This is a genomic window from Chryseobacterium oleae, from assembly GCF_900115055.1.
Lineage (GTDB): Bacteria > Bacteroidota > Bacteroidia > Flavobacteriales > Weeksellaceae > Chryseobacterium > Chryseobacterium oleae.
In genome coordinates this window covers 62,280-81,474 of sequence record NZ_FOVD01000009.1, presented here as the reverse complement: position 1 = coordinate 81,474, position 19,195 = coordinate 62,280, and the positions used below count along the sequence as shown (strand labels likewise).

General features: G+C 37.6%; 18 protein-coding genes. 10 read left to right on the top strand and 8 right to left on the bottom strand.

Annotation, left to right across the window (positions count from 1 at the left end):
• Window positions 1-29: 29 nt before the first annotated feature.
• The 3 genes from BM143_RS21220 to BM143_RS21210 form a co-directional block, all read right to left on the bottom strand.
• Window positions 30-1,457 (bottom strand): MFS transporter, encoded by a 1,428-nt coding sequence (locus BM143_RS21220; RefSeq protein WP_090027128.1) that lies wholly within the window; start codon window positions 1,455-1,457, stop codon window positions 30-32.
• A gap of 82 nt (window positions 1,458-1,539) precedes the next feature.
• Window positions 1,540-2,346: an AraC family transcriptional regulator gene (locus BM143_RS21215; RefSeq protein ID WP_090027320.1), complete on the bottom strand. Its 807-nt coding sequence runs from the start codon at window positions 2,344-2,346 to the stop codon at window positions 1,540-1,542.
• Window positions 2,347-2,354: 8 nt separating this feature from the next.
• On the bottom strand, window positions 2,355-2,801 hold the full coding sequence (locus tag BM143_RS21210) for a VOC family protein (RefSeq protein ID WP_090027126.1): 447 nt from the start codon (window positions 2,799-2,801) through the stop codon (window positions 2,355-2,357).
• Window positions 2,802-3,264: 463 nt separating this feature from the next.
• On the opposite strand from BM143_RS21210, the gene BM143_RS21205 reads away from it, so the two are divergent.
• From BM143_RS21205 to BM143_RS21190, 4 genes are all read left to right on the top strand, one after another.
• Window positions 3,265-4,782: a TROVE domain-containing protein gene (locus tag BM143_RS21205; protein WP_090027124.1), complete on the top strand. Its 1,518-nt coding sequence runs from the start codon at window positions 3,265-3,267 to the stop codon at window positions 4,780-4,782.
• Between the two features lie 98 nt (window positions 4,783-4,880).
• Window positions 4,881-5,330, top strand: a complete 450-nt coding sequence (locus tag BM143_RS21200) for a hypothetical protein (RefSeq protein WP_090027122.1) — start codon at window positions 4,881-4,883, stop codon at window positions 5,328-5,330.
• A gap of 244 nt (window positions 5,331-5,574) precedes the next feature.
• Window positions 5,575-6,030: a DUF6584 family protein gene (locus tag BM143_RS21195; protein ID WP_090027120.1), complete on the top strand. Its 456-nt coding sequence runs from the start codon at window positions 5,575-5,577 to the stop codon at window positions 6,028-6,030.
• 158 nt (window positions 6,031-6,188) lie between these two features.
• Window positions 6,189-6,425, top strand: a complete 237-nt coding sequence (locus BM143_RS21190) for a phosphate ABC transporter substrate-binding protein (RefSeq protein WP_090027118.1) — start codon at window positions 6,189-6,191, stop codon at window positions 6,423-6,425.
• 820 nt (window positions 6,426-7,245) lie between these two features.
• Here the strand turns inward: BM143_RS21190 and BM143_RS21185 are convergent.
• The 5 genes from BM143_RS21185 to fusA form a co-directional block, all read right to left on the bottom strand.
• The gene (locus tag BM143_RS21185; RefSeq protein ID WP_090027116.1) at window positions 7,246-7,980 is read right to left on the bottom strand and encodes a DUF1796 family putative cysteine peptidase; all 735 of its coding nucleotides are present in this window, start codon (window positions 7,978-7,980) and stop codon (window positions 7,246-7,248) included.
• A 292-nt stretch (window positions 7,981-8,272) separates the two neighbouring features.
• Window positions 8,273-8,620, bottom strand: a complete 348-nt coding sequence (locus BM143_RS21180; protein ID WP_090027114.1) for a hypothetical protein — start codon at window positions 8,618-8,620, stop codon at window positions 8,273-8,275.
• 12 nt (window positions 8,621-8,632) lie between these two features.
• Window positions 8,633-9,070 (bottom strand): transposase, encoded by a 438-nt coding sequence (locus BM143_RS21175; RefSeq protein ID WP_047454826.1) that lies wholly within the window; start codon window positions 9,068-9,070, stop codon window positions 8,633-8,635.
• Between the two features lie 647 nt (window positions 9,071-9,717).
• The gene (locus tag BM143_RS21170; protein ID WP_090027113.1) at window positions 9,718-11,247 is read right to left on the bottom strand and encodes a SulP family inorganic anion transporter; all 1,530 of its coding nucleotides are present in this window, start codon (window positions 11,245-11,247) and stop codon (window positions 9,718-9,720) included.
• Between the two features lie 429 nt (window positions 11,248-11,676).
• A complete protein-coding gene (gene fusA, locus BM143_RS21165) occupies window positions 11,677-13,743 on the bottom strand; it encodes an elongation factor G (protein ID WP_167375330.1) in 2,067 nt (688 codons plus the stop codon).
• A gap of 511 nt (window positions 13,744-14,254) precedes the next feature.
• Here fusA and BM143_RS21160 point away from each other — a divergent pair.
• From BM143_RS21160 to BM143_RS21135, 6 genes are read left to right on the top strand one after another with little or no spacing between them, the layout of a single operon-like run.
• Complete coding sequence (locus BM143_RS21160; protein WP_090027111.1) at window positions 14,255-14,923, top strand: HAD family hydrolase; 669 nt, start codon at window positions 14,255-14,257, stop codon at window positions 14,921-14,923.
• A 6-nt stretch (window positions 14,924-14,929) separates the two neighbouring features.
• The gene (locus tag BM143_RS21155; RefSeq protein WP_090027110.1) at window positions 14,930-15,754 is read left to right on the top strand and encodes a phosphoribosyltransferase family protein; all 825 of its coding nucleotides are present in this window, start codon (window positions 14,930-14,932) and stop codon (window positions 15,752-15,754) included.
• Entirely contained in the window at window positions 15,744-16,301 is a 558-nt protein-coding gene (locus BM143_RS21150; protein ID WP_047454832.1) for a TerD family protein, read from the top strand. Before BM143_RS21155 ends, BM143_RS21150 begins: the two co-directional genes overlap by 11 nt.
• Before the next feature lie 2 nt (window positions 16,302-16,303).
• Window positions 16,304-17,473: a toxic anion resistance protein gene (locus tag BM143_RS21145; RefSeq protein ID WP_185116563.1), complete on the top strand. Its 1,170-nt coding sequence runs from the start codon at window positions 16,304-16,306 to the stop codon at window positions 17,471-17,473.
• Window positions 17,474-17,513: 40 nt separating this feature from the next.
• Entirely contained in the window at window positions 17,514-18,437 is a 924-nt protein-coding gene (locus BM143_RS21140; protein ID WP_090027108.1) for a hypothetical protein, read from the top strand.
• A gap of 59 nt (window positions 18,438-18,496) precedes the next feature.
• The gene (locus BM143_RS21135; protein ID WP_034703446.1) at window positions 18,497-19,105 is read left to right on the top strand and encodes a TerD family protein; all 609 of its coding nucleotides are present in this window, start codon (window positions 18,497-18,499) and stop codon (window positions 19,103-19,105) included.
• Window positions 19,106-19,195: the final 90 nt, after the last annotated feature.

Sequence of the window (19,195 nt, the reverse complement as noted above, 5' to 3'; positions counted from 1 at the left end):
CGCAACCATTATGATGTAAAAGAATAGTATTATTTTTTTCGGACTATAGCGGCAATAACAACAGCTGCTAAAAAAGGAGCAATGGAAAATGTACCATACAGAATGATAGATGCCTGATGTGCACCCTGTATCCCTCCCGGAGATAGTATTCCGCCAATATTGGCTGCAAGACCTGCTAAGGCCGTTCCAAAGGCTGTGGCCATAAGCTGTACTGTAGTTACGGAAGCTGAAGCCAGTTCTTCCTGTCCTGAAGGTGCCAATGCAAAAACCCGCGTCAGTAAATGAGGCCATCCCATCCCGATACCTGCTCCTGCTGCGAATAGAAAAGTACAGGTTAGAATCAGGTGAAGATAAGATGTGTCAAAACCGGATAATAAAGAAATACCGGTAAGTCCTGCTAATCCTATAAACATCAGAATACAGCCTGCCAGAATAATTTTTCCGGCGATCGCTTCCTTTACACCGGAAAATGCGATGGATGCGAATGTCCAACCTATAGCAATCAGAACGGTAAGGTATCCCGATTCAATCGGAGAGAATCGCTGAATGGTTTGTGCAAAATAGGGAACATAGATTTCAATGGAAGTGGCTATGGTGAGCAATGCCATGACGACATAAGTTTTACTTAATGCTGTAGAGAAATAATATGAACCTGTCGGAAGAAGTCTTGATCCTGAATTTTTATTCTCGGTAACCATTAAAATATAAATAAAGAAAACAGCAACCAACACTCCTGAAACATTTAAAGTGGTACTTTCTGCAATACTTCCTGCTGAAACTGAGAAAGCGGCAAGGACAAGCATAAGAAGTTTCAGATAAGGGATTGGAGGTGTTGTATGTTTATTCTGTTTTGAAGGAAGGATAATGGAAGCCGTAATAAATATAAGCAGACAGAAAATCAGAAGAACCCCGAATGCCATTCTCCACTGCCCCTGTTCCGCAAATATTCCGCCAACAAAGGGCCCTGAAAATGCAGCAATGCCCCACATTCCTGATACGAGCGCCATGGCTCTGGGCCACAGATCTTTAATGAAAACAATCCGGATCATCGCATAGGACAGCGCAAATAACAATCCCCCTCCAAGCCCTTGAATAAAGCGGCCGAGTAGCAATATGTACATTGAACCGGCGGCTGTACAAACCAATGTGCCCAGTGCAAATAGCAGGATAGCCATCTGATAGGATTTTTTTGGACCCAGTTTTGCCAGTCTGTTGGCTGAAACGACTGATCCGACCACTGATGCAGCTACAAAAAATGTAGTGTTCCAGGCGTAATATTCCAGTCCTCCAATTTCTTTTATAACGGAGGGCATAACGGTAGTGGCAAGGTATACATTGGTCGCATGAAGCATAACTCCAAGGGCCAGAGTTATTGCTTTTATACCATTTCCATTTGAAAATAAATCCTGCCAGGATACCTTGTTCAGCGTTGATGCATGATGATCTGTACTTTCCATTTTAGTGAATCATTGATACATACAAAATTCGGAAGTTATTGAAGAGGTATCAATTCCTAAAATGCGGTATTTCTTTCACATTTCACGGAATGCTACGGTACTGGTTGGGGGATTCTCCTGTGTTGTTTTTAAAGAAACGGGTGAAATAGGAAGGACTTTCAAAACCTAATTCATAAGCACATTCCTTTACGGAATAAGAGGTGTGTTTAAGTAAATACCTGCTTTCCAGAAGAAGTCTTTCATGAATGACCTGCAAAGCGGTATGTCCGGTTTCTTCTTTGATGACCTCTGTCAGATGTTTTGCACTGATGCCTAAAATTGACGAATAGTCTCCGACGCTTTTCCATTCCCTGAAATGTTTCCCAATCAGCTTTTTGAACTCATAAGTGATCTGATATCCTCTGTTCATATTTTTTTCAAAACCTAAAAGACAGAACTCACAGGCTCTGTTGTACTCATACAGGATTTCCAGAGTAACCAGACGGGCAAGGTCCAGGTGATAGGCATATTTTGAGCTTAGTTCTCTTTCGATAAGCCTGAATTTTTCAGATACCCGGTCAAAAGAATCTTCAAGTGGATAAACAGGTGGATAATTTGGGTTAAGCTCAAGAAGACCGTCTGTAATTTCTTCTTTAATAAATATTTTACGGAGAAATGACCTATGGAAACAGAGGGACAGAATCTCCAGGCTGTCGGCATTTTCGCACGAAAACACAGTATCAGGGGAAAGTATAGAAATCATCTTGGGCTTAAGCTCAAAACTGTGATATCCTATTTTAATGGAAACAACTCCCGTAAGACAGAGAATCACGGTATAATAGTCGTTTTTTTGAGGACTGCTGAACAGTAGCCCGTCTGTACTGTTACTAAAGATGATCTCAGAATTCATATTATCTTTTATATCTGACGTTGCCATTCATCATAGGAGATGACACCCAATTCCGGTTTTCCTTCACCTTCAAGGATAGAGATAAACTCAAGCTGATTGCCATCCGGATCATTGAAATAAATAGCCAACGCAGGCATCCATGCAAACACCATAGGCTCATCGATGCCGTCCTTTAAAAAGTTATAGGGCTTCAGATCTTTATTTTTCAAAAAATCTACGGAATAATTTAAAATATCTTCTTTGCTGCTGGAGAACGCAAAATGTCTTGGCTGCAGGTTTTCTTTCTGCTCCCATAATCCCAGCATAAATTCTTTGCCTTCACCGATCCACAAAAATGCAATGGGGCGCGTCTCATCCATATGAGCCAGTTTCAATCCCAATACTTCTGTGTAAAACCGGATGGAATTTTCCAAACTGCTTACCTGAACATGGGTTTCATATAATCCTTTTATCATAGCCTGAATTTTAATGTACACAAATCTAGACAAAGCATTTTCAAAACCAGACCACTGCCGATTCCTTTATTTGAATTGAGTGATAGAAAAATTTTATTTAAAAGATAAAAGATAAAAGATAAAAGATAAAAGATAAAAGATAAAAGATAAAAGATAAAAGATAAAAGATCTTCTCATTAAACATCAATAGGAGCGGGCTTTAGCCCGCTTATACAATAGTCCGCATTCATTTGGCTTTAGCCCAACCTTACATTTAAACACAAATGTCACAAATCCTTTCCACAAATAATCACAATCATCTGTGTTCATCTGCGAAATCTGTGGTTAGAAAATTATCCATCAAAAAAAATTTGAACAAAAAATAACTACGCAAAAAGAATGCGCAATACTGCTTTTACTTTGCATCAGAAATCAGAGAGGAAAAGACAACCCTCCAAAAATGTTTAACAAAAAACAGTAACTCATGAAATTTAATTTTTTAAACAAAGGGAAAAATACCGTAATGAACTACGAAGGTGCCAAAGCATTTACCATGACACCTGCTGAAGAATTATACAGTGCTGTTGTTACAACAGGATTATCCAGAACCTCCTATGAGAAAGGGAGCGACAGATTGGTGAGAATTCAGTCTCTGATCAAAAAAAACGATCCGGAATTCGTAGCGAAGTTAGCGGTCTATGCAAGGAAAGATATGTACTTACGTTCTATTCCATTGGTATTGACTGCCGAACTCGCAAAGCAAACCTCCGGTACAGACTTAGTCAGCAGAACGGTTGATGGGGTGGTGCAGAGAGCGGATGAAATCACTGAGCTTTTGGCGTATTACCAGACAACCAACGAAAGAACGGAAATGAAAAAACTGAACAGGCTTTCAAAGCAGATCCAGAAAGGTCTTGCGAAGTCTTTCAATAAATTTGATGAATACCAGTTTGCAAAATATAACCGAAAGGCAGAAGTAACGCTTAGAGATGCATTATTCCTGGTTCACCCGAAAGCAAAGGATGAAAATCAGCAGGCTGTTTTTAATAAAATTGTGGGTGATACGTTGGAAACTCCTTACACATGGGAAGTTGAACTTTCCGTATTAGGTCAGACGAAGTTTGCAGATGAAGCGGAAAAAAAGCTGGCTTTTAAAAATACGTGGGAAGAATTGATACTGAGCAATAAGCTGGGTTATATGGCAACGCTGAGAAACCTTAGAAATATTTTGGAATCGGAAGTTTCTTCTGATGCGATGGCTAAAGTTTGCAGCTATCTATCCAATGAAAAAGCGGTTACAAATTCAAAACAGCTTCCTTTCAGATTTTTGGCGGCCTACAGAGAATTGAAGACTATGAAATCGCCTTATCTGTCATCTGTTTTAGAAGCATTGGAAGATGCGGTGATGGTGAGTGCTAAAAATATTAAAGGTTTTGGTTTTGACACTTCGATGGTGATTGCGGCGGATGTTTCAGGTTCTATGCAGCAACCGGTTTCTCCTAAAAGTAAAGTATTGCGTTACGATATCGGATTACTGATGTCTATGATTTTGCAGTCACAGTGTAAAAATGTGATCACGGGTATATTCGGTGACAGCTGGCTGAGAGTTCCTATGCCTAAAAGCGGTATTTTGAGAAACGTCAATGCATTTTACAAGCGTGAAGGTGAAGTAGGGTATTCTACCAACGGTTATCTGGTGATCGAAGATCTGATCAGTAAGAGAGAAAAAATAGATAAAGTAATGTTGTTTACCGATGCGCAGTTGTGGAACAGTAAAAACACCAAGCATTCTTTTGAAGATTCCTGGAATCGGTATAAAAAGATAGCTCCGGACGCAAAATTATATATATTTGATTTAGCGGGTTACGGAAACCAGCCGTTGGATATCAGAAAAAATGACGTATACCTTATTGCAGGTTGGTCTGACAAGATTTTCGATGTATTGAATGCAGTGGAAGACAGAAAGTATGCTGTGCAGTTAATTAAAAAAGTGGTGCTGTAAAAGGCACTGCTTTTATAAATGATGAATGATTATTGATGAATGATCTAATGAGATTGCTTCGTCACTTCGTTCCTCGTGACGATCAAAATAATAACACCATGCCCGAAACCTATCAATATCAGGGAAATCCTTTCACCAGAGAAGATTTAACACATCTTTGTCTGTGTCCATGCTGCGGAGAACCCGATTGTGGTGAAGAATATATGTTGCTGACAGAATCGGAAGGGAAGCAGGAAGCGGTGCTCTTTGGAGGCGGAACTTTCAGAGGATATTTGAATTATTGGTTTTATGAAGGGATTACCCCGGTAGAATACAGCAAATTGCCGGAATTTGTAAGACAAAACAATGAATGCACTGGCTGGCAGGATATCAGCGCTCAATGTACTGAGATCAATGCAGATGATTTTCTGCTGACTTTAGAATCTATCAAAAATTGTAGCAGGAAAGAATATCTGTATGATGACTTCGAAAACTACTATTATCCCATTTTTAAAAAATTTGCAGAAGAGGCCATGAGAAAAGGACAAAAACTGTATATCAGTATTTAAAAAAACACAAATAAAAAATAAACTGCGTAAAAAGAATGCGCACTTAAAGAATAACTTTGCAATTGTTATTGATCCGGTGCCGTAAGGAAAGAACTTCTTCGACTTTTCATTGAACAGAGTCTTTTCGCCAAATGCCCGGTACAAACAGGCCAATGCCGTACAATAAGCGTTTCATCGTCAAACTTCCAATTTGAATACATTCAAAAACGCTTATGACTTATTGCTTGGTTTTTTAATCATAAGTATGGAGAATATCTTTTACAAAATAGAGAAGGATCTTGAGGAAGGCAGAAAGAAAAAAGCATGTGACAGACTTAGAAATGCTGTCAATCAATATCCCGACGATCTTTCTTTAAGAGAAAAACTGGGACGGATTTATTATGAAGCAGGATTTTTAGATGAAGCAGGGAAATTTTGGATTTTATCTGAACCGAAAGATTCGGAAATGAAAAATGCTGTGGAGATTTATAAAAGTTCTTTAAGCTATTCTGGAAATGCTATTTTAAAAGATATTGTTTTCAGAGGTGATAAAAAGGTTCTCAGTGATTATGCACGGAGTGTTTTAAAAGATCTCGAAACGGATAGTTTAAAAAAGACCAATCATATTCCTGTGTTTAAAAAAAAATATAAACAGGGATTGATAGATTCAAAAAGTAATCCAAGCTTCCTAAGTAAAGTGACAATCTTTTTACTGATATGAACAGTAATTTTACTGCCGGTTTTGGGACTTGTTAAGCTGTTTGAACTTTTCACTTCATTATTTAGGTAGATTTTACAATATAAAAAAAATAAGTAACCATGAAAATTGATAAACCCTGTCTTAAAGGAACTGTGTATTGAGGTTAATTCTCAATAGACATGAAAAAATTCACAACATTAAAACAATCTTTCGGGATCAATGATTATGGACTCATTGATTTTCCAAAGAAAATTTCCGGAATACAGATCTCAAGATTAAAGTATGGAAATGAAATGGGCTGTTCGTATTGCTTTCCGCACGGTATTGAAACGGTGAATTCCCATCAGGAAAATTACCAGAGAAACTGGAAAAAATACAGAAAGACCCGTTGGAAAAATACAAAGCAGGTGCCGTAAAACAGAATTGCTTCGTTGGGTGACAGCAATACAGGTTCGAATCCTGTTCTGGAAACAGATGGCGTAAGGGTATCGCTCTGTCGTAAGTTTCTGTTTGGCCAAATGCCCTGCTTACAAATAATCAAGTGTCGTTTTAGGATCATACTTCGGGATTTAGAAACATTGGGTCGCAGGTTCGAATCCTGCCTTTTCCCTCGAAAAGGAGAGGTAGCTCAGCTGGTAGAGCAAATGCACGGAAGATCCTTTCAATATTACCTTGATTTAAAAATAAAAAGGATTATCCAGATAGAATACAACTCAAGTTAAAATGAGTTATTAAAGTAAATATAAAAAGTTAAGTGTCGTCTCAGAATCATACTTCGATTACGGTTCACCAGGTTGCAGGTTCGAATCCTGCCATCTCTTTTGTAAAGGGACTGTAGTTCAATTGGGCAGAGCAGGTGAAAAAGAAAGATTCTAACATTATAACCTTGGCTTCAATAAAAGAGTGCCGTAGAAAAGGCTTACTTCGAGTAGGAAATTAGACCTCAAAATCTAAGAAAAGTGCAATATACCTGAATAACAGTAAGGAGAAAGGTGCATGTCTGTCTTTTCGACTTTTGCCTCTTTTTAATAAAAAAATAAACAAGTGCCGTAGAACAGTGTTACTTCGCTCATCACGACGGGGTCACGGGTTCGAGTCCCGTCTCTTCCACCAAAAAAACACAGTCTGTCATAGGAAGAGTAGCTCAGTTGGTTAGAGCACGACTACACGCTCAGCTGTTGCCTTGTTTTAAAATAATTAATACGATCAGAAAGTCTGAAGAGCAAAAGGCCTCACTTATTTATCGTTGATTAAATAGAATTTTGGAAATACCTGCCTGATGGGCAGATTCAGACGCTTGTACAATTTCGGATATTCTTTTTCATTGCCCCAGATTCCAAACTTTTCTTTTTGCCGGATATAGGTGGTAATATGCACCTTCGGTATTTTTTTTATTCTGGTAAGCAATGCTTGGCAAATTTCTTCATTCGTAATATGTTCATCAAAACGAATATACATATGAAGAGAATCTTTTGTTTTCAGAATCTTTGTAAAATCATATACCGTTTCACAAAAAAAATCAACATCTTCTGAAGTCTTAAAATCATTGATTCCAAAAGTGTACAAATAGGCTACAGATTGGTTTTCAATAATATGCATACATAGGGAACAGCGCTTTTCAAAAGTTTTCCGCAGCTTAAGATCGTTGATGACAGCTTTGGAATGGGTAAATTCAGTATCAGGATATTTTTTAGCATACGTATTGCCTCTTTCATTTTTCCTGAGATCATCCAGAAAAAACATAAAACGATCCTGTATATTTTCCCTTACAATCTTCAGACCCAAAATAGATTTCAGCCGGAGCCAATCATAGGGAAGGCTTTGAATCCGAATATTAAGTATTTTTAAAGTATGTGCGGGATGACAGTCTTTCCCGATAGGAATAATATATTTTTCGGATGTATAGTTTCGTTTAATGAGAAGAAAATACTTATACCTTGTCTTTGGTATAAAGAGTATAGGGAGTTTCATCAAATATGTTTTTTACGGGGTAAAGCAAGAAGAATTTAACCCTCACCTTAACCACTGTACAAAAATATATATTAATTTATAACTCGTTTTTTTGAACTTTTTATATTAAATAATCACATATGTAAATTGTGTATTAACTTTTTTTGAAATAAATATTGAATTATTTATGATAAAATTAAAGTCAAGTGTAAATGATCCTGAACAAAGCTGAAATTTTTTTTTCATTTTTTTTCATTTCAATACCCTATACTTAAATTATTCGTGAATGTCTTCTACAAAAAATGCCGGTGAATTATTCGCCGGCATTAATTACTTGTTCTATTTCCTCTTCAAAAGTTTTTTTCCAGTTCATGATCGTTGTTCTGCTGATCTTATATTTTCTGGACATGTAGCTGGTAGAAAATCCATGCTTTTGTTGATACTGTAAAAGCTTGAACATGGTTTTCTTATCGTAGGTTTTAAGTTTCTGATTGTTGATCTGGCTTTCTTTGGACTGTGCAAAAATCTTTTCATTAAAATTCAGTACATCTTCAGTCGTATTGAGTTTTCCGAGGAGTTCCTTGATTTTTGGGTCTTTCAGCTTTTCCGGATGTTCCAGTCTCAGCATATCATAGTAGATCTTCTTGTAATTGGGGCGCATAATGAGTTCTGTTTATCCGTTAGTATTATCATTATTTTTCTGAAGCCATCGGTGAAGGGTGCTTTTCGGAATAGAATATTCTTTGATCACTTCGCCATACGTCATTTCACCGGACAAAATCCTTTTCATGATAAAATCTTTGATTTCCTGGGTATAAATATTTTTCCTGAAATAAGGAATTTTATCAGATTTCTTCTGGTCCTGGTTTTTCTTCACAGCAGACGGCGGTGCATACAGGATAAGGTGTGAACTGTACAGCCTGAAAAAATCATATTCCAGCAGCTTGCTCCATCTCAAAAGCAGTTCCGCATCAATGGATTTGCTTTTATAAACATTTTCAATAAACTCATCATCCTTATTGAGAAAATTACAGATCCTCTCCATGGGTATCTCATTCTCATCAACCATCTCCTTGATAAACTTTCCTATGTGAATTTCTTTATATAACATGTTTTGAGTACTATTTCTTATTTAAATTCATGAATTAAAGTCAATAGGTCATTTATTCCACTCTTACGGTGAATGAACAGACTGTTTTAAAATAAAATCACGCCAAGAAAAATCTCAACGGCAGCAGTAAAGGGGAATAGTAAGCGCTGTGCTATACTTGGTATGTGTACAGCCGGCAGTCTATGGAGTGGTCTGCCGATAATTCAGTTTTCAGGTTATGGATGTCTTAAGAATACTTTCTCGTTTTCATCTCCTCCGCAGTATTCTTATTCAATAGACTCAGGTAAGACCTCTTTTATGCTTCAGACTTTTTCTGTAAGAATATATATAACCTATTAAAGCTCTTTCATGCAGTTTTATTCGTAATATTTTTAACTATTGACCTTAGTGTAAACAGACCATTACTTACATGTTTTTTTTTAATTAATAAATAAATAATCTGTTTGTTCGTTTTCAAATTTAAATAAAAATTAGAATCTAATTCTTAAAAACGCATAAAAAAACTCTTAAAAAGCAAAATTTAATTAAAATTAACAAATTAAATACACATATGTGTGAATTATTTTAAGATGTTTAAATTGTTTAATAAAAATAATTAATGAATAGGATGTGCGTGGAGACTGTCTTTTATAACAGTCTCTATTCAGCTACTTTGGCATCACTTTATAGGTGGGATCTTCCTGAATATTCACCTCAATAAAGCCATGGGCATTGTTCAGAAGCTGGATACAATCGGGACTTAAATGTTTAAGAACAACATGTTTATTCTGTGCTTTGTATTTTTCAGTGATTTTATTAAGAGTTTCAATCGCTGACATGTCAACTACCCGTGATTCCTTAAAATCTATAATAATATTCTCTGGATCATTGGCAATATCAAATTTTTCCAAAAATGCAGTAGTACTGCCAAAGAACAGAGGTCCGTAAATTTCATATACCTTATTACCTGATTCATCAACAGATTTTCTTGCCCTGATTCTTTTTGCACTATCCCAGGAAAAAACCAGCGCCGAAATAATAACCCCAATTAATACAGCCAAAGCAAGATTATGAAGAACAACCGTGACGATAGCGACAAGTACGCCCACAAATATATCAGATTTAGGCATTTTGGTAATGATTCGGAATGAAGCCCACTCAAAAGTCGTTATGGCTACCATCATCATGACACCCACCAAAGCGGCCATCGGGATCTGCTCTATGACAGAACCACCGAAAAGGATGATAAAAAGGATAGTTAACGCACCCACAATAGCAGAAATTCTGGTTCTTGCACCGGCTCCGATATTCACTAATGTCTGAGCGACCATCGCACAGCCTCCCATTCCTCCGAAAAACCCATTGGTGATATTGGCGATGCCCTGTGCTACTGCTTCTTTATCAGATTTTCCTTTGGTATTGGTTATCTCATCCACCATATTCAGGGTCAGTAAAGATTCAATTAAACCGACTCCTGCCATCACTATAGAATAAGGGAAAATAATTTTTAACGTGTCCATACTCAATGGAATTTCCGGAATATGAAAAGAAGGCAGAGAACCACTTACTGAAGCAATATCTATAACCTTTTTGGTGTCAATATTAAAGAAGTAAACCAGCGCAAAAACGATAATAATGGCCACTAATGACGAGGGAACAGCCTTGGTGATCTTTGGAAAAACTAAGACAATGATAACCGTAACAGCCGTTAAACCTGCCATAATCAATAATGCTGAACCTTCCATCCATGTACTGATGCCTTCCTTGACAACTTTAAACTGAGCTACCTGAGCCATAAAAATAATAACGGCAAGCCCATTTAAGAACCCGTACATCACCGGCTGCGGAATAAGCCGTACAAATTTTCCGAGTTTAAATGTTCCTACCAGGATCTGAATAATTCCGGCCAGTATCACAGCTCCAAAAAGATACTGAACGCCATGAGATGAAGCTAATGCTATTAAAACAACAACTGTTGCGCCCGCGCCTCCGGAAACCATTCCCGGTCTGCCGCCAAAAACAGCGGTTACGATTCCCATTAAAAATGCAGCATATAATCCCGTAAGAGGCGAGAGCCCTGCAAGAATGGCAAAGGATAATGATTCAGGAATCATCGTCATGGCCACTGTAAGGCCAGCCAGAATTTCGTTTTTAAAATTTACATTACGCAATTGAAAACCAGATAATATGTTTTCCATAAATGATTGAAATTATTATAGTACACCCTTCAACAAATAAGGTATTATGATTAAAACTGATTGATATATAAAAGAATAAATATCCAAAAGAAATTCCGGATATAAGAAAAATAGGTCACCTTAAGCCTTAAGGCGGTGTGATTTGCGAAGATGTAACTGTAAATATTTTCATAACAGACCACAAAGGTAGAAAAATAAAACGAATGGAATTTGGGAGAGGAGATTGAAAAATTTAAGAATTTAAAAATTAAAAAATTCAGAGATTCAGAAATTTAGAGATTCAGAAAATCTGTGTCATCTGTAAGATCTGTGGGAAATATTTCTTTTGTGGTGAAGCAGCTATCAAATTCACCATTGACATTTCACCATTGACCATTCACCTGCAATAACCAAACAAGGACTGTAAAATCACTTTACAGCCCTCGTTTTTTAGGTTATTAATGTATTGGCAATGAAATCCGGTACCAAAGCATAGTGCGACAGTTTCATGCTGATGGAAGCTCTTCCGCTCGTCAGGGTTCTCAGATCGGAAATATATCCGAATGTAGAAGCCAACGGTACTTCCGCCGTGAAAATCTTTCTTCCTGATCTTTCATCAATGGACGAAATAATTCCCCTTCTTCGGTTGATATCAGCCGTTACAGCACCTGTGTACTCTTCTATACTCTGAATTTCAACCTGCATGATGGGTTCCAGAAGCTTGGGACTGCAGGATAAAGCAGCCGCTCTGAATCCGTCTCTCGCAGCATTTTCAAAATCAAATGCACCAGAATCCTGAGGATGGAAAGAACCGTCCAGAAGTCTGATCTTCATACTTTCCAAAGGATAACCTTTCAATGGTCCGTTTTCCATAGCTTCTCTGAAACCTTTTTCAACGGAAGGAATAAATTCACCCGGAATCACACCTCCTTTGATCAGATTAATGAATTCCAATCCGGGTTCATTATTTTCCCTTGGTCCGATTTCAAAAGTGATATCGGCAAACTGTCCGCTTCCGCCATTCTGCTTCGAAAGCTTTTCCCTGTGAGTCCTGGTTTCAGTTAAAATCTCACGGTAAGACACTTTAGGTTTCCCCTGATTGACTTCTATACCATGATTCAGACGGATCTTTTCCAGAGTGACCTCAAGATGAAGCTCACCCAGACCGCTCAATAGAGTTTCTCCGGTCTGCCGGTCTCTTTCTACCACTAAAGAAGGATCTTCTTCCTGGATTTTAACCAGAACCAAACCGAAAGATTTCTCATCACTGTTCGTTTTAGGCTCTATCGAAACCCTGATCACGGGAGCAGGAATGGTAATCGCTTCCAGAAGGACAGGTTTCTCAACCGCGGATAAAGAATCTCCGGTTTTAGCATCCTTAATTCCTGTTAAAGCCACAATATCTCCTGCTTTTCCTTTCTCTATCGATAAGGTTTTGTCAGACTGCATTTTCAGAATTCTCGATATCCTGAAACTCTCTCCTGTTCTTACATTCAGAACTGTATCTCCGGATTTTATCGAACCGGAATATAGACGGAGCATCGCAAGTCTTCCCATATGTTTATCGATCACGACTTTAAAAACAAGTCCTGAAAAAGATTCTGTTTCATTTCTTATCAATTCTACAGCTTCTTCTGTCTCAGGATCCTTACCCTGAACAGCTGGAAGCTGATCGGGAGCCGGGAAATAAGTGACTACTGCGTCCAGAAGAGGCTGTACTCCTTTATTTTTAAAGGCAGAACCACAGAGAACGGGAACCGCAGCTCCTGATCTGCAGACTTTTTGTAAAGCTTCAGTGATCATTTCCTCAGTAATGCTGTTTTCAGGATTCATGTAAACCTCAAAGAACGTTTCATCGTATTCCGCTAGGGTTTCCATTAATTTCATCCTGTATTCATCGGCATCGGCTTTGTGATCCTCAGGAATTTCCTTTTCAATAATGGTTTCCCCGTTTTCATCCGTCCAGTATAAAGCTTTCTGTTTGATTAAATCAATCACTCCTTCAAACTGGTCTTCAGCTCCGATTGGGATTTGAAGTGCCATAGGAACTGCATTAAGTTTCGTTTCAATCTCCTTAAGAACGGCGAAGAAATCAGCTCCAATTCTGTCCATTTTATTGATGAAGCATATCTTTGAAATTCCATGTTTCTCTGCCTGGAACCAAACATTTTCAGTTTGCGGCTGAACCCCTGAAGAGGCACAGAACACGGCAACAACGCTATCCAGAACTCTTAAAGAACGTTCGACTTCTACTGCGAAATCGATATGTCCGGGGGTATCGATGATATTGATGTTATAAACCGTTTCCGCCTTCTTCCATTGGGTGGAAACTGCTGCGGATGAAATGGTAATTCCTCTGTTTTTCTCCTGGATGTCTTTATCCATGGTGGTATTTCCATCGTCTACATTTCCGATCTTGTGAATGAGGCCTGTGTAATAAAGAAGCCTTTCCGTTAAAGTGGTTTTTCCTGCATCTACGTGTGCTATAATTCCTATATTTCTTGTGTTATATTTCATTTTGCTGAATTTAAATTGTTGATTCTGAGAATACAGATACGTATTCTCCTCGTTTTGAGGTCTGAAAATAAGGCAGCAAAAAAGACCCATCTGAACAGATAGGTCTTCAATATATTTTTAGTAATAAAAGATCTAAGGAACTATTCAGATAAATATTGATTGCTGCCAGAGTACACAGCTCTCACAGGGTTACTTAAAGTTATTATATTTATCATTGTTGTTGACATTGTTGATTTTTAATCGGTTGCGAAATTAGATAAATTTTTTAATTGTCCAAAATTTTTTAGATAAATTTTTTGATCAGGGAATTTAAACAAATTGTTAAGCCTGACTGCAACCAATAGAAAAGCAGGCGAAAATTCATAAAAATTTCTTAAAACAGAGAAGTACGTAATGCTTTTCTAAGAAAAATTTTATCTTTGGGAAGAATACCCAATTAAACACTTGTTGATGATTAAACAATTTTAAATCTTTTTCAAGAAAGCTAAATAAAACTTTTAACTTAAAACTATTGAAAACGGATATCGACATTCACAACCACTGTCATTTTTCTTTTGACCTGTGGCTCACCCTAATCAAATCTCACCCTGAATTTAAAACAAAAAGAGTTGAGCTGTTCACCTCGTTTTTTACTATTGATAAACCGATTGCTGAGGTTGCGAAAACTGTAAAATATTACGATGATCTCTGCAATACAATCAATGAAGTTACAGGAGGGAATATTGATACTTTTGAGATGTATTTACTGATTCTGGGATCACTGGATGTAGATGTAAAACAATTGGATAAAGAAAAACTGGAAGGCTTTTATCTGAAAAGCGAAGAACTGTTTTTAGAATATAAACCTGTTATCATTTTCGAAAACATAAAAGAATTTTTTGATCAGATCAAAAATGAAGGAAAAACGGTAAATATTCTGAGCAATACAGGATTTATCAAAGGAAGAACGATGAGAAAGTTTCTGGCTCATGAGGAATTGGATCAGTATATAGATTTTCATATTTATTCGGATGAGATCAATATTTCGAAGCCGAATCCTCTTATTTTTCAGGAAGTGAAGAATAACCTTAAAGACCAGAATCTTCCGATGCATCGTATCCTGCATATCGGAGACAATCCCGTGGCAGATTATCAGGGAGCGAAAGATTTCGGCTTCAGTGCTCATTTACTTAAACACTAAATTAATATGAATAAAAGATACAGCTTACACCACATTCATTCTGCAGATGAATTCACTTTTTCACCCGCAGAATATAGCTATTTCAAATATGGCGACAAGTCGTATGCTGAAAAGTTTGCTAAAGAATTATTCAACGGATTTATTGCAGAACACGCGGAACTTTTAAACACTGAAAAAGAGATCGTAGTTCTTCCAAGTCCGTATATGGCCATTCCTACGGCTTCTAATTTTTTATGTTTTTTCTTTAAAAAGCATCTGGATCTGTACCTCTTTCAGAAAGGAATGAGATCCAGTATAATCTCCAAAATCAACCGTAACCACACGTATATCACGGATTATGGGAATCTTAATTTTGAAGACCGTAAAAATCTGATTGCGAATGATACTTATTATATCGATAAGGATTTTTTACGCGGAAAACTTTGTATTTTTATAGACGATATAAAAATCACGGGAAGCCACGAATATACGGTGAACAGGATTTTGAAGGAATATCATGTGGAGGCAGATTTTATGTTCCTCTATTATGCGGAACTGATGAATTTTGACCTTGATCCGAAGATTGAAAATTTCTTTAATTATTATGCCGTGAAAAACATTAAACACGTCGCAGAAGTAATGATAAAGCCAAGTTTTGAATTTAACACAAGGATCGTGAAATATATTTTAGGCCTGGATTCAAGTAATTTTGACTATCTTACGTCTAAAGTAAAAAAGGAGCAGATGGACCTGCTTCTGGAGCTGGCAATCAGCAACAATTATCATTTAATAAAAGAATACGAAAATAACATCAATACTTTAACACAAACGGAACTATATTATGGCTATTAACTTACAAAAAGGACAGAGAGAAAACATTAACGCACCTAAATTCACTGTAGGTTTAGGATGGGATATCAATAATACTTCTACAGGAACAGGTTTTGACCTTGACGCTTCATTATTTTTGTTGGGCGAGGACAAAAAACTGGTTTCAGACAGTCACTTTATTTTCTATAATAATTTAGAATCTCCGGACAAATCTGTGATCCACACAGGAGACAACCTTACAGGGGAAGGTTCAGGAGATGATGAGCAGATCAAAATCGATCTTACAAAAATAGATTCAGCGATTCAGGAAATTACAGTAGTGGTAACCATCCACGATGCTGATGCAAGAAAGCAGAACTTCGGACAGGTAAGAAATTCTTTCATCAGAATTTTCAACTCAGAGACGAACGAAGAAATTCTGAAATATGAACTGGACGAAGATTTCTCTATTGAAACGGCTGTAGAATTCGGAAGAATCTACAACAGAAACGGAGAATGGAAATTTGAAGCTGTTGGGGCGGGACAGAGAGACGGCCTTGACAAATTCGTATCAATTTATCAAAAGTAATTATGGACAATCAGGAAAATCAACCTATAGATCCAATGGGATCCATTGAACCTCTTAAAACATTTGAACCAGCTCCGATGGCTCCACCGAGTCAGCCTGTACAAAATACGGCACCGGCGGTTCTTGTGGACAGAGAAGGGAATGTAAATCTGACTCAGCTGCAGGTAGAAGAGCGTAAGAAATACGAAGTTCTTGCCAATTCTATCGATGAGACCAATCCTGGTTCCATCGTGAATTACGGAGCTGAGCTTCAGAAAACTTTATCCAATCAGAGTGACAGTTTCTTAGGAAATGTAAGAAGATCCAACTCAGGTGAAGTAGGCGTACTTATCAATGACCTATTGGTAGAATTGAACTACGTGGACGTTGATGAGCTTCAGCAGAATAAGGTGAAAAGCTTTCTGAGCAAGATCCCGTTCATGAAAAAGGTCATGACGCAGGTGGAAAACCTGTTCACGAAATATGACAAGATCATCAACAATATCGAGCAAATTGCTCATAAAGTAAATGCAGGAATCATCACTTCTACCAAAGATAATGCGGTTCTTCAGACTATTTTTGAGAGCAATGTGAATTCCATTAAAGCTATCGAAGAATTGGTGATTGCCGGAAATGTAAGAATGGAAAGAGCTGCCGGAGAATTGGCTCAAATGGAAGCTGATCCGCAGACCTACCAGGATTACCAGATCGCTGATAAGAGAGATTTCATCGCGAGATTAGACAGAAGAATGGCTGATCTTAAAGTGGTGCGTATCATCATGATGCAGTCTCTTCCACAGATCAGGCTGGTACAGAATAATAACGTTTCTATCGCTGAAAAAGCACAGACAATTCTTACCACAACACTTCCGGTTTGGAAAAACCAGCTTTCACTGGCAGTAGCAATGTACAGACAGCAGCAGAATATCGAGATCCAGCAGAAGGTATCTTCTACTACGGAAGCTATTCTGAAGAAAAATGCAGAACGTCTGGGTCAGAATTCAGTGAATGTGGCGAGAGCCAACGAGCAGACCATCGTATCTGTAGAAACATTGAGAGAAACGACTTCAATGCTTATCAATACATTGAATGAAGTGAAACAGATCCAAAAACAGGGTGCCGAAGGAAGAAGAAAACTGGATCAGGATCTTCAGACACTGGAGCATGAATTAAAAGCAAACGTCAGAGGTTAATTAACAGAATACCAAGGTGGGGGATGATGCAGCAACCATAATGTCTCAGAGCAAAAGAAGATTAACAAAGCTTAAACTTCTTGCTAATTTTTTTGAACATATTGATATCATATCTATTTACATCAAAACGGATATCATCCACAATTTGTTTCAGGAAAATACCGCTCTGGACTACAATAAACTGGAACTTTTCCACCTGCAGTATACCGACAGTCTCATAGAACTTCTCACCAAAATAAAACGGCAGAAGGAAAATGATATGCTGGCTGTGATTAATGAAATTGACGTTAATAATAAATATATTGAAGGTTTTGAGGAAAGACGGGTAGACAGCTTTCAGACCGACAGGAAGATGTACAGCGGTATATTTTCCCAACATCTGAAAATGCTTTACAAAGACCTTACCGAAGATATTTTTACGGCAGACTGGAACAATGTTCTGTATTTCCATAAAAAATACGGACAGGAATTCTACAGGACCAATGCAGATGAAGAGCAGTTGAAGCCACAGCCTTTTCCCGCCTATCAGTACAAAGATTATACGATAGAAAGGAAGCTTTTGGGAAGACTGAATATCCAGAGTTTTAAAGTACGTTTTGTCTGCGGTTATCTCATCGGGACTTATGAGTATGAGCTCTTCAAGATATTTCAGTCTGATGATCATTTTATTTTTGGCATCGATGATAAAAAACTTTATCTGTTTGACGGGGATCTTGAAAAACTGAATGTTTCCGAGAACCAGTCGAATCAGAGTTCAATCATCAATCAGTTGAAAACAAAAAATGAGCTGCTGGAAAATACCATCACTGAAAGGAAAAGAACGATTCCTGCAGAAGTGGGAAATGTGCTGAAAGATTATCTCAAAAATCTGGAAAATATAGATATTATGAGCAAAATATTCGATTTCGACGAAGAAACGAATATCCTGCGTGCAATGCTTAATTTAAATTTGAATAACAATTAAAGCGAAAGAAAAACCAATCATTTCGCCTTAGAATACATAACAATACTAAACATAAAAAGATGGCTATTAACTTACAAAAAGGTCAAAGAATCAACCTGAAAAAGGAAAACGGTGCCGAGCTTACCCAAGCCTGTGTGGGAATCAACTGGGGAGCAATTGAGAAAAAAGGACTTTTCGGAACTAAAAAAGAAGCAGTAGACTTAGATGGAAGCTGTATCTTATTTGATTCAAACAAAACGCTTACGGAAGTGATCTATTTCGGAAACCTGAAATCAAGAAACGGTTCTGTAAAACACAGCGGTGATGACCTTACCGGAGATGTGAATGGAGATGACGGATTAGACAATGAAGTGATCACCGTAGATTTCAGCCAGCTGGAGCCTAACGTAGAACACGTTGCACTGGTGCTGAACAGCTACCAGGGACAGGATTTCGGAACAATTCCTTTCGCTTCTATCCGTATCTATGAAGGAACACCTACCAATGTAAGAGAGGTTTTTGCTAAATATGATATCGCCAATGATGCTTCTTTCAAAGGACACGTTGCTATGGTAATGGGGGTTTTCTACAAGAGAAACGGAGAATGGAAATTCAACGCGATCGGAGATCCTACTTCAGACAGAAAGCTGGAACAGACGATCCAGACGGTTCAGGCGAATTATTTATAATCGGTAGATCATCAGTAAGAAAGAGCTTTGGTCCATTCGAAAAAAATGAATAGTTTTACAGGCTTGAGCTAAAACTTATTGACCCTATTG

Coding starts and splice junctions, on each gene's coding strand:
- BM143_RS21175 (WP_047454826.1), bottom strand. CDS start 9,070: ATGTTATATAAAGAAATTCACATAGGAAAGTTTATCAAGGAGATGGTT.
- BM143_RS21200 (WP_090027122.1), top strand. CDS start 4,881: ATGCCCGAAACCTATCAATATCAGGGAAATCCTTTCACCAGAGAAGAT.
- BM143_RS21220 (WP_090027128.1), bottom strand. CDS start 1,457: ATGGAAAGTACAGATCATCATGCATCAACGCTGAACAAGGTATCCTGG.
- BM143_RS21215 (WP_090027320.1), bottom strand. CDS start 2,346: ATGAATTCTGAGATCATCTTTAGTAACAGTACAGACGGGCTACTGTTC.
- BM143_RS21140 (WP_090027108.1), top strand. CDS start 17,514: ATGTCTCAGAGCAAAAGAAGATTAACAAAGCTTAAACTTCTTGCTAAT.
- BM143_RS21135 (WP_034703446.1), top strand. CDS start 18,497: ATGGCTATTAACTTACAAAAAGGTCAAAGAATCAACCTGAAAAAGGAA.
- fusA (WP_167375330.1), bottom strand. CDS start 13,743: ATGAAATATAACACAAGAAATATAGGAATTATAGCACACGTAGATGCA.
- BM143_RS21190 (WP_090027118.1), top strand. CDS start 6,189: ATGAAAAAATTCACAACATTAAAACAATCTTTCGGGATCAATGATTAT.
- BM143_RS21155 (WP_090027110.1), top strand. CDS start 14,930: ATGAATAAAAGATACAGCTTACACCACATTCATTCTGCAGATGAATTC.
- BM143_RS21185 (WP_090027116.1), bottom strand. CDS start 7,980: ATGAAACTCCCTATACTCTTTATACCAAAGACAAGGTATAAGTATTTT.
- BM143_RS21150 (WP_047454832.1), top strand. CDS start 15,744: ATGGCTATTAACTTACAAAAAGGACAGAGAGAAAACATTAACGCACCT.
- BM143_RS21195 (WP_090027120.1), top strand. CDS start 5,575: ATGGAGAATATCTTTTACAAAATAGAGAAGGATCTTGAGGAAGGCAGA.
- BM143_RS21205 (WP_090027124.1), top strand. CDS start 3,265: ATGAAATTTAATTTTTTAAACAAAGGGAAAAATACCGTAATGAACTAC.
- BM143_RS21210 (WP_090027126.1), bottom strand. CDS start 2,801: ATGATAAAAGGATTATATGAAACCCATGTTCAGGTAAGCAGTTTGGAA.
- BM143_RS21170 (WP_090027113.1), bottom strand. CDS start 11,247: ATGGAAAACATATTATCTGGTTTTCAATTGCGTAATGTAAATTTTAAA.
- BM143_RS21180 (WP_090027114.1), bottom strand. CDS start 8,620: ATGCGCCCCAATTACAAGAAGATCTACTATGATATGCTGAGACTGGAA.
- BM143_RS21145 (WP_185116563.1), top strand. CDS start 16,304: ATGGACAATCAGGAAAATCAACCTATAGATCCAATGGGATCCATTGAA.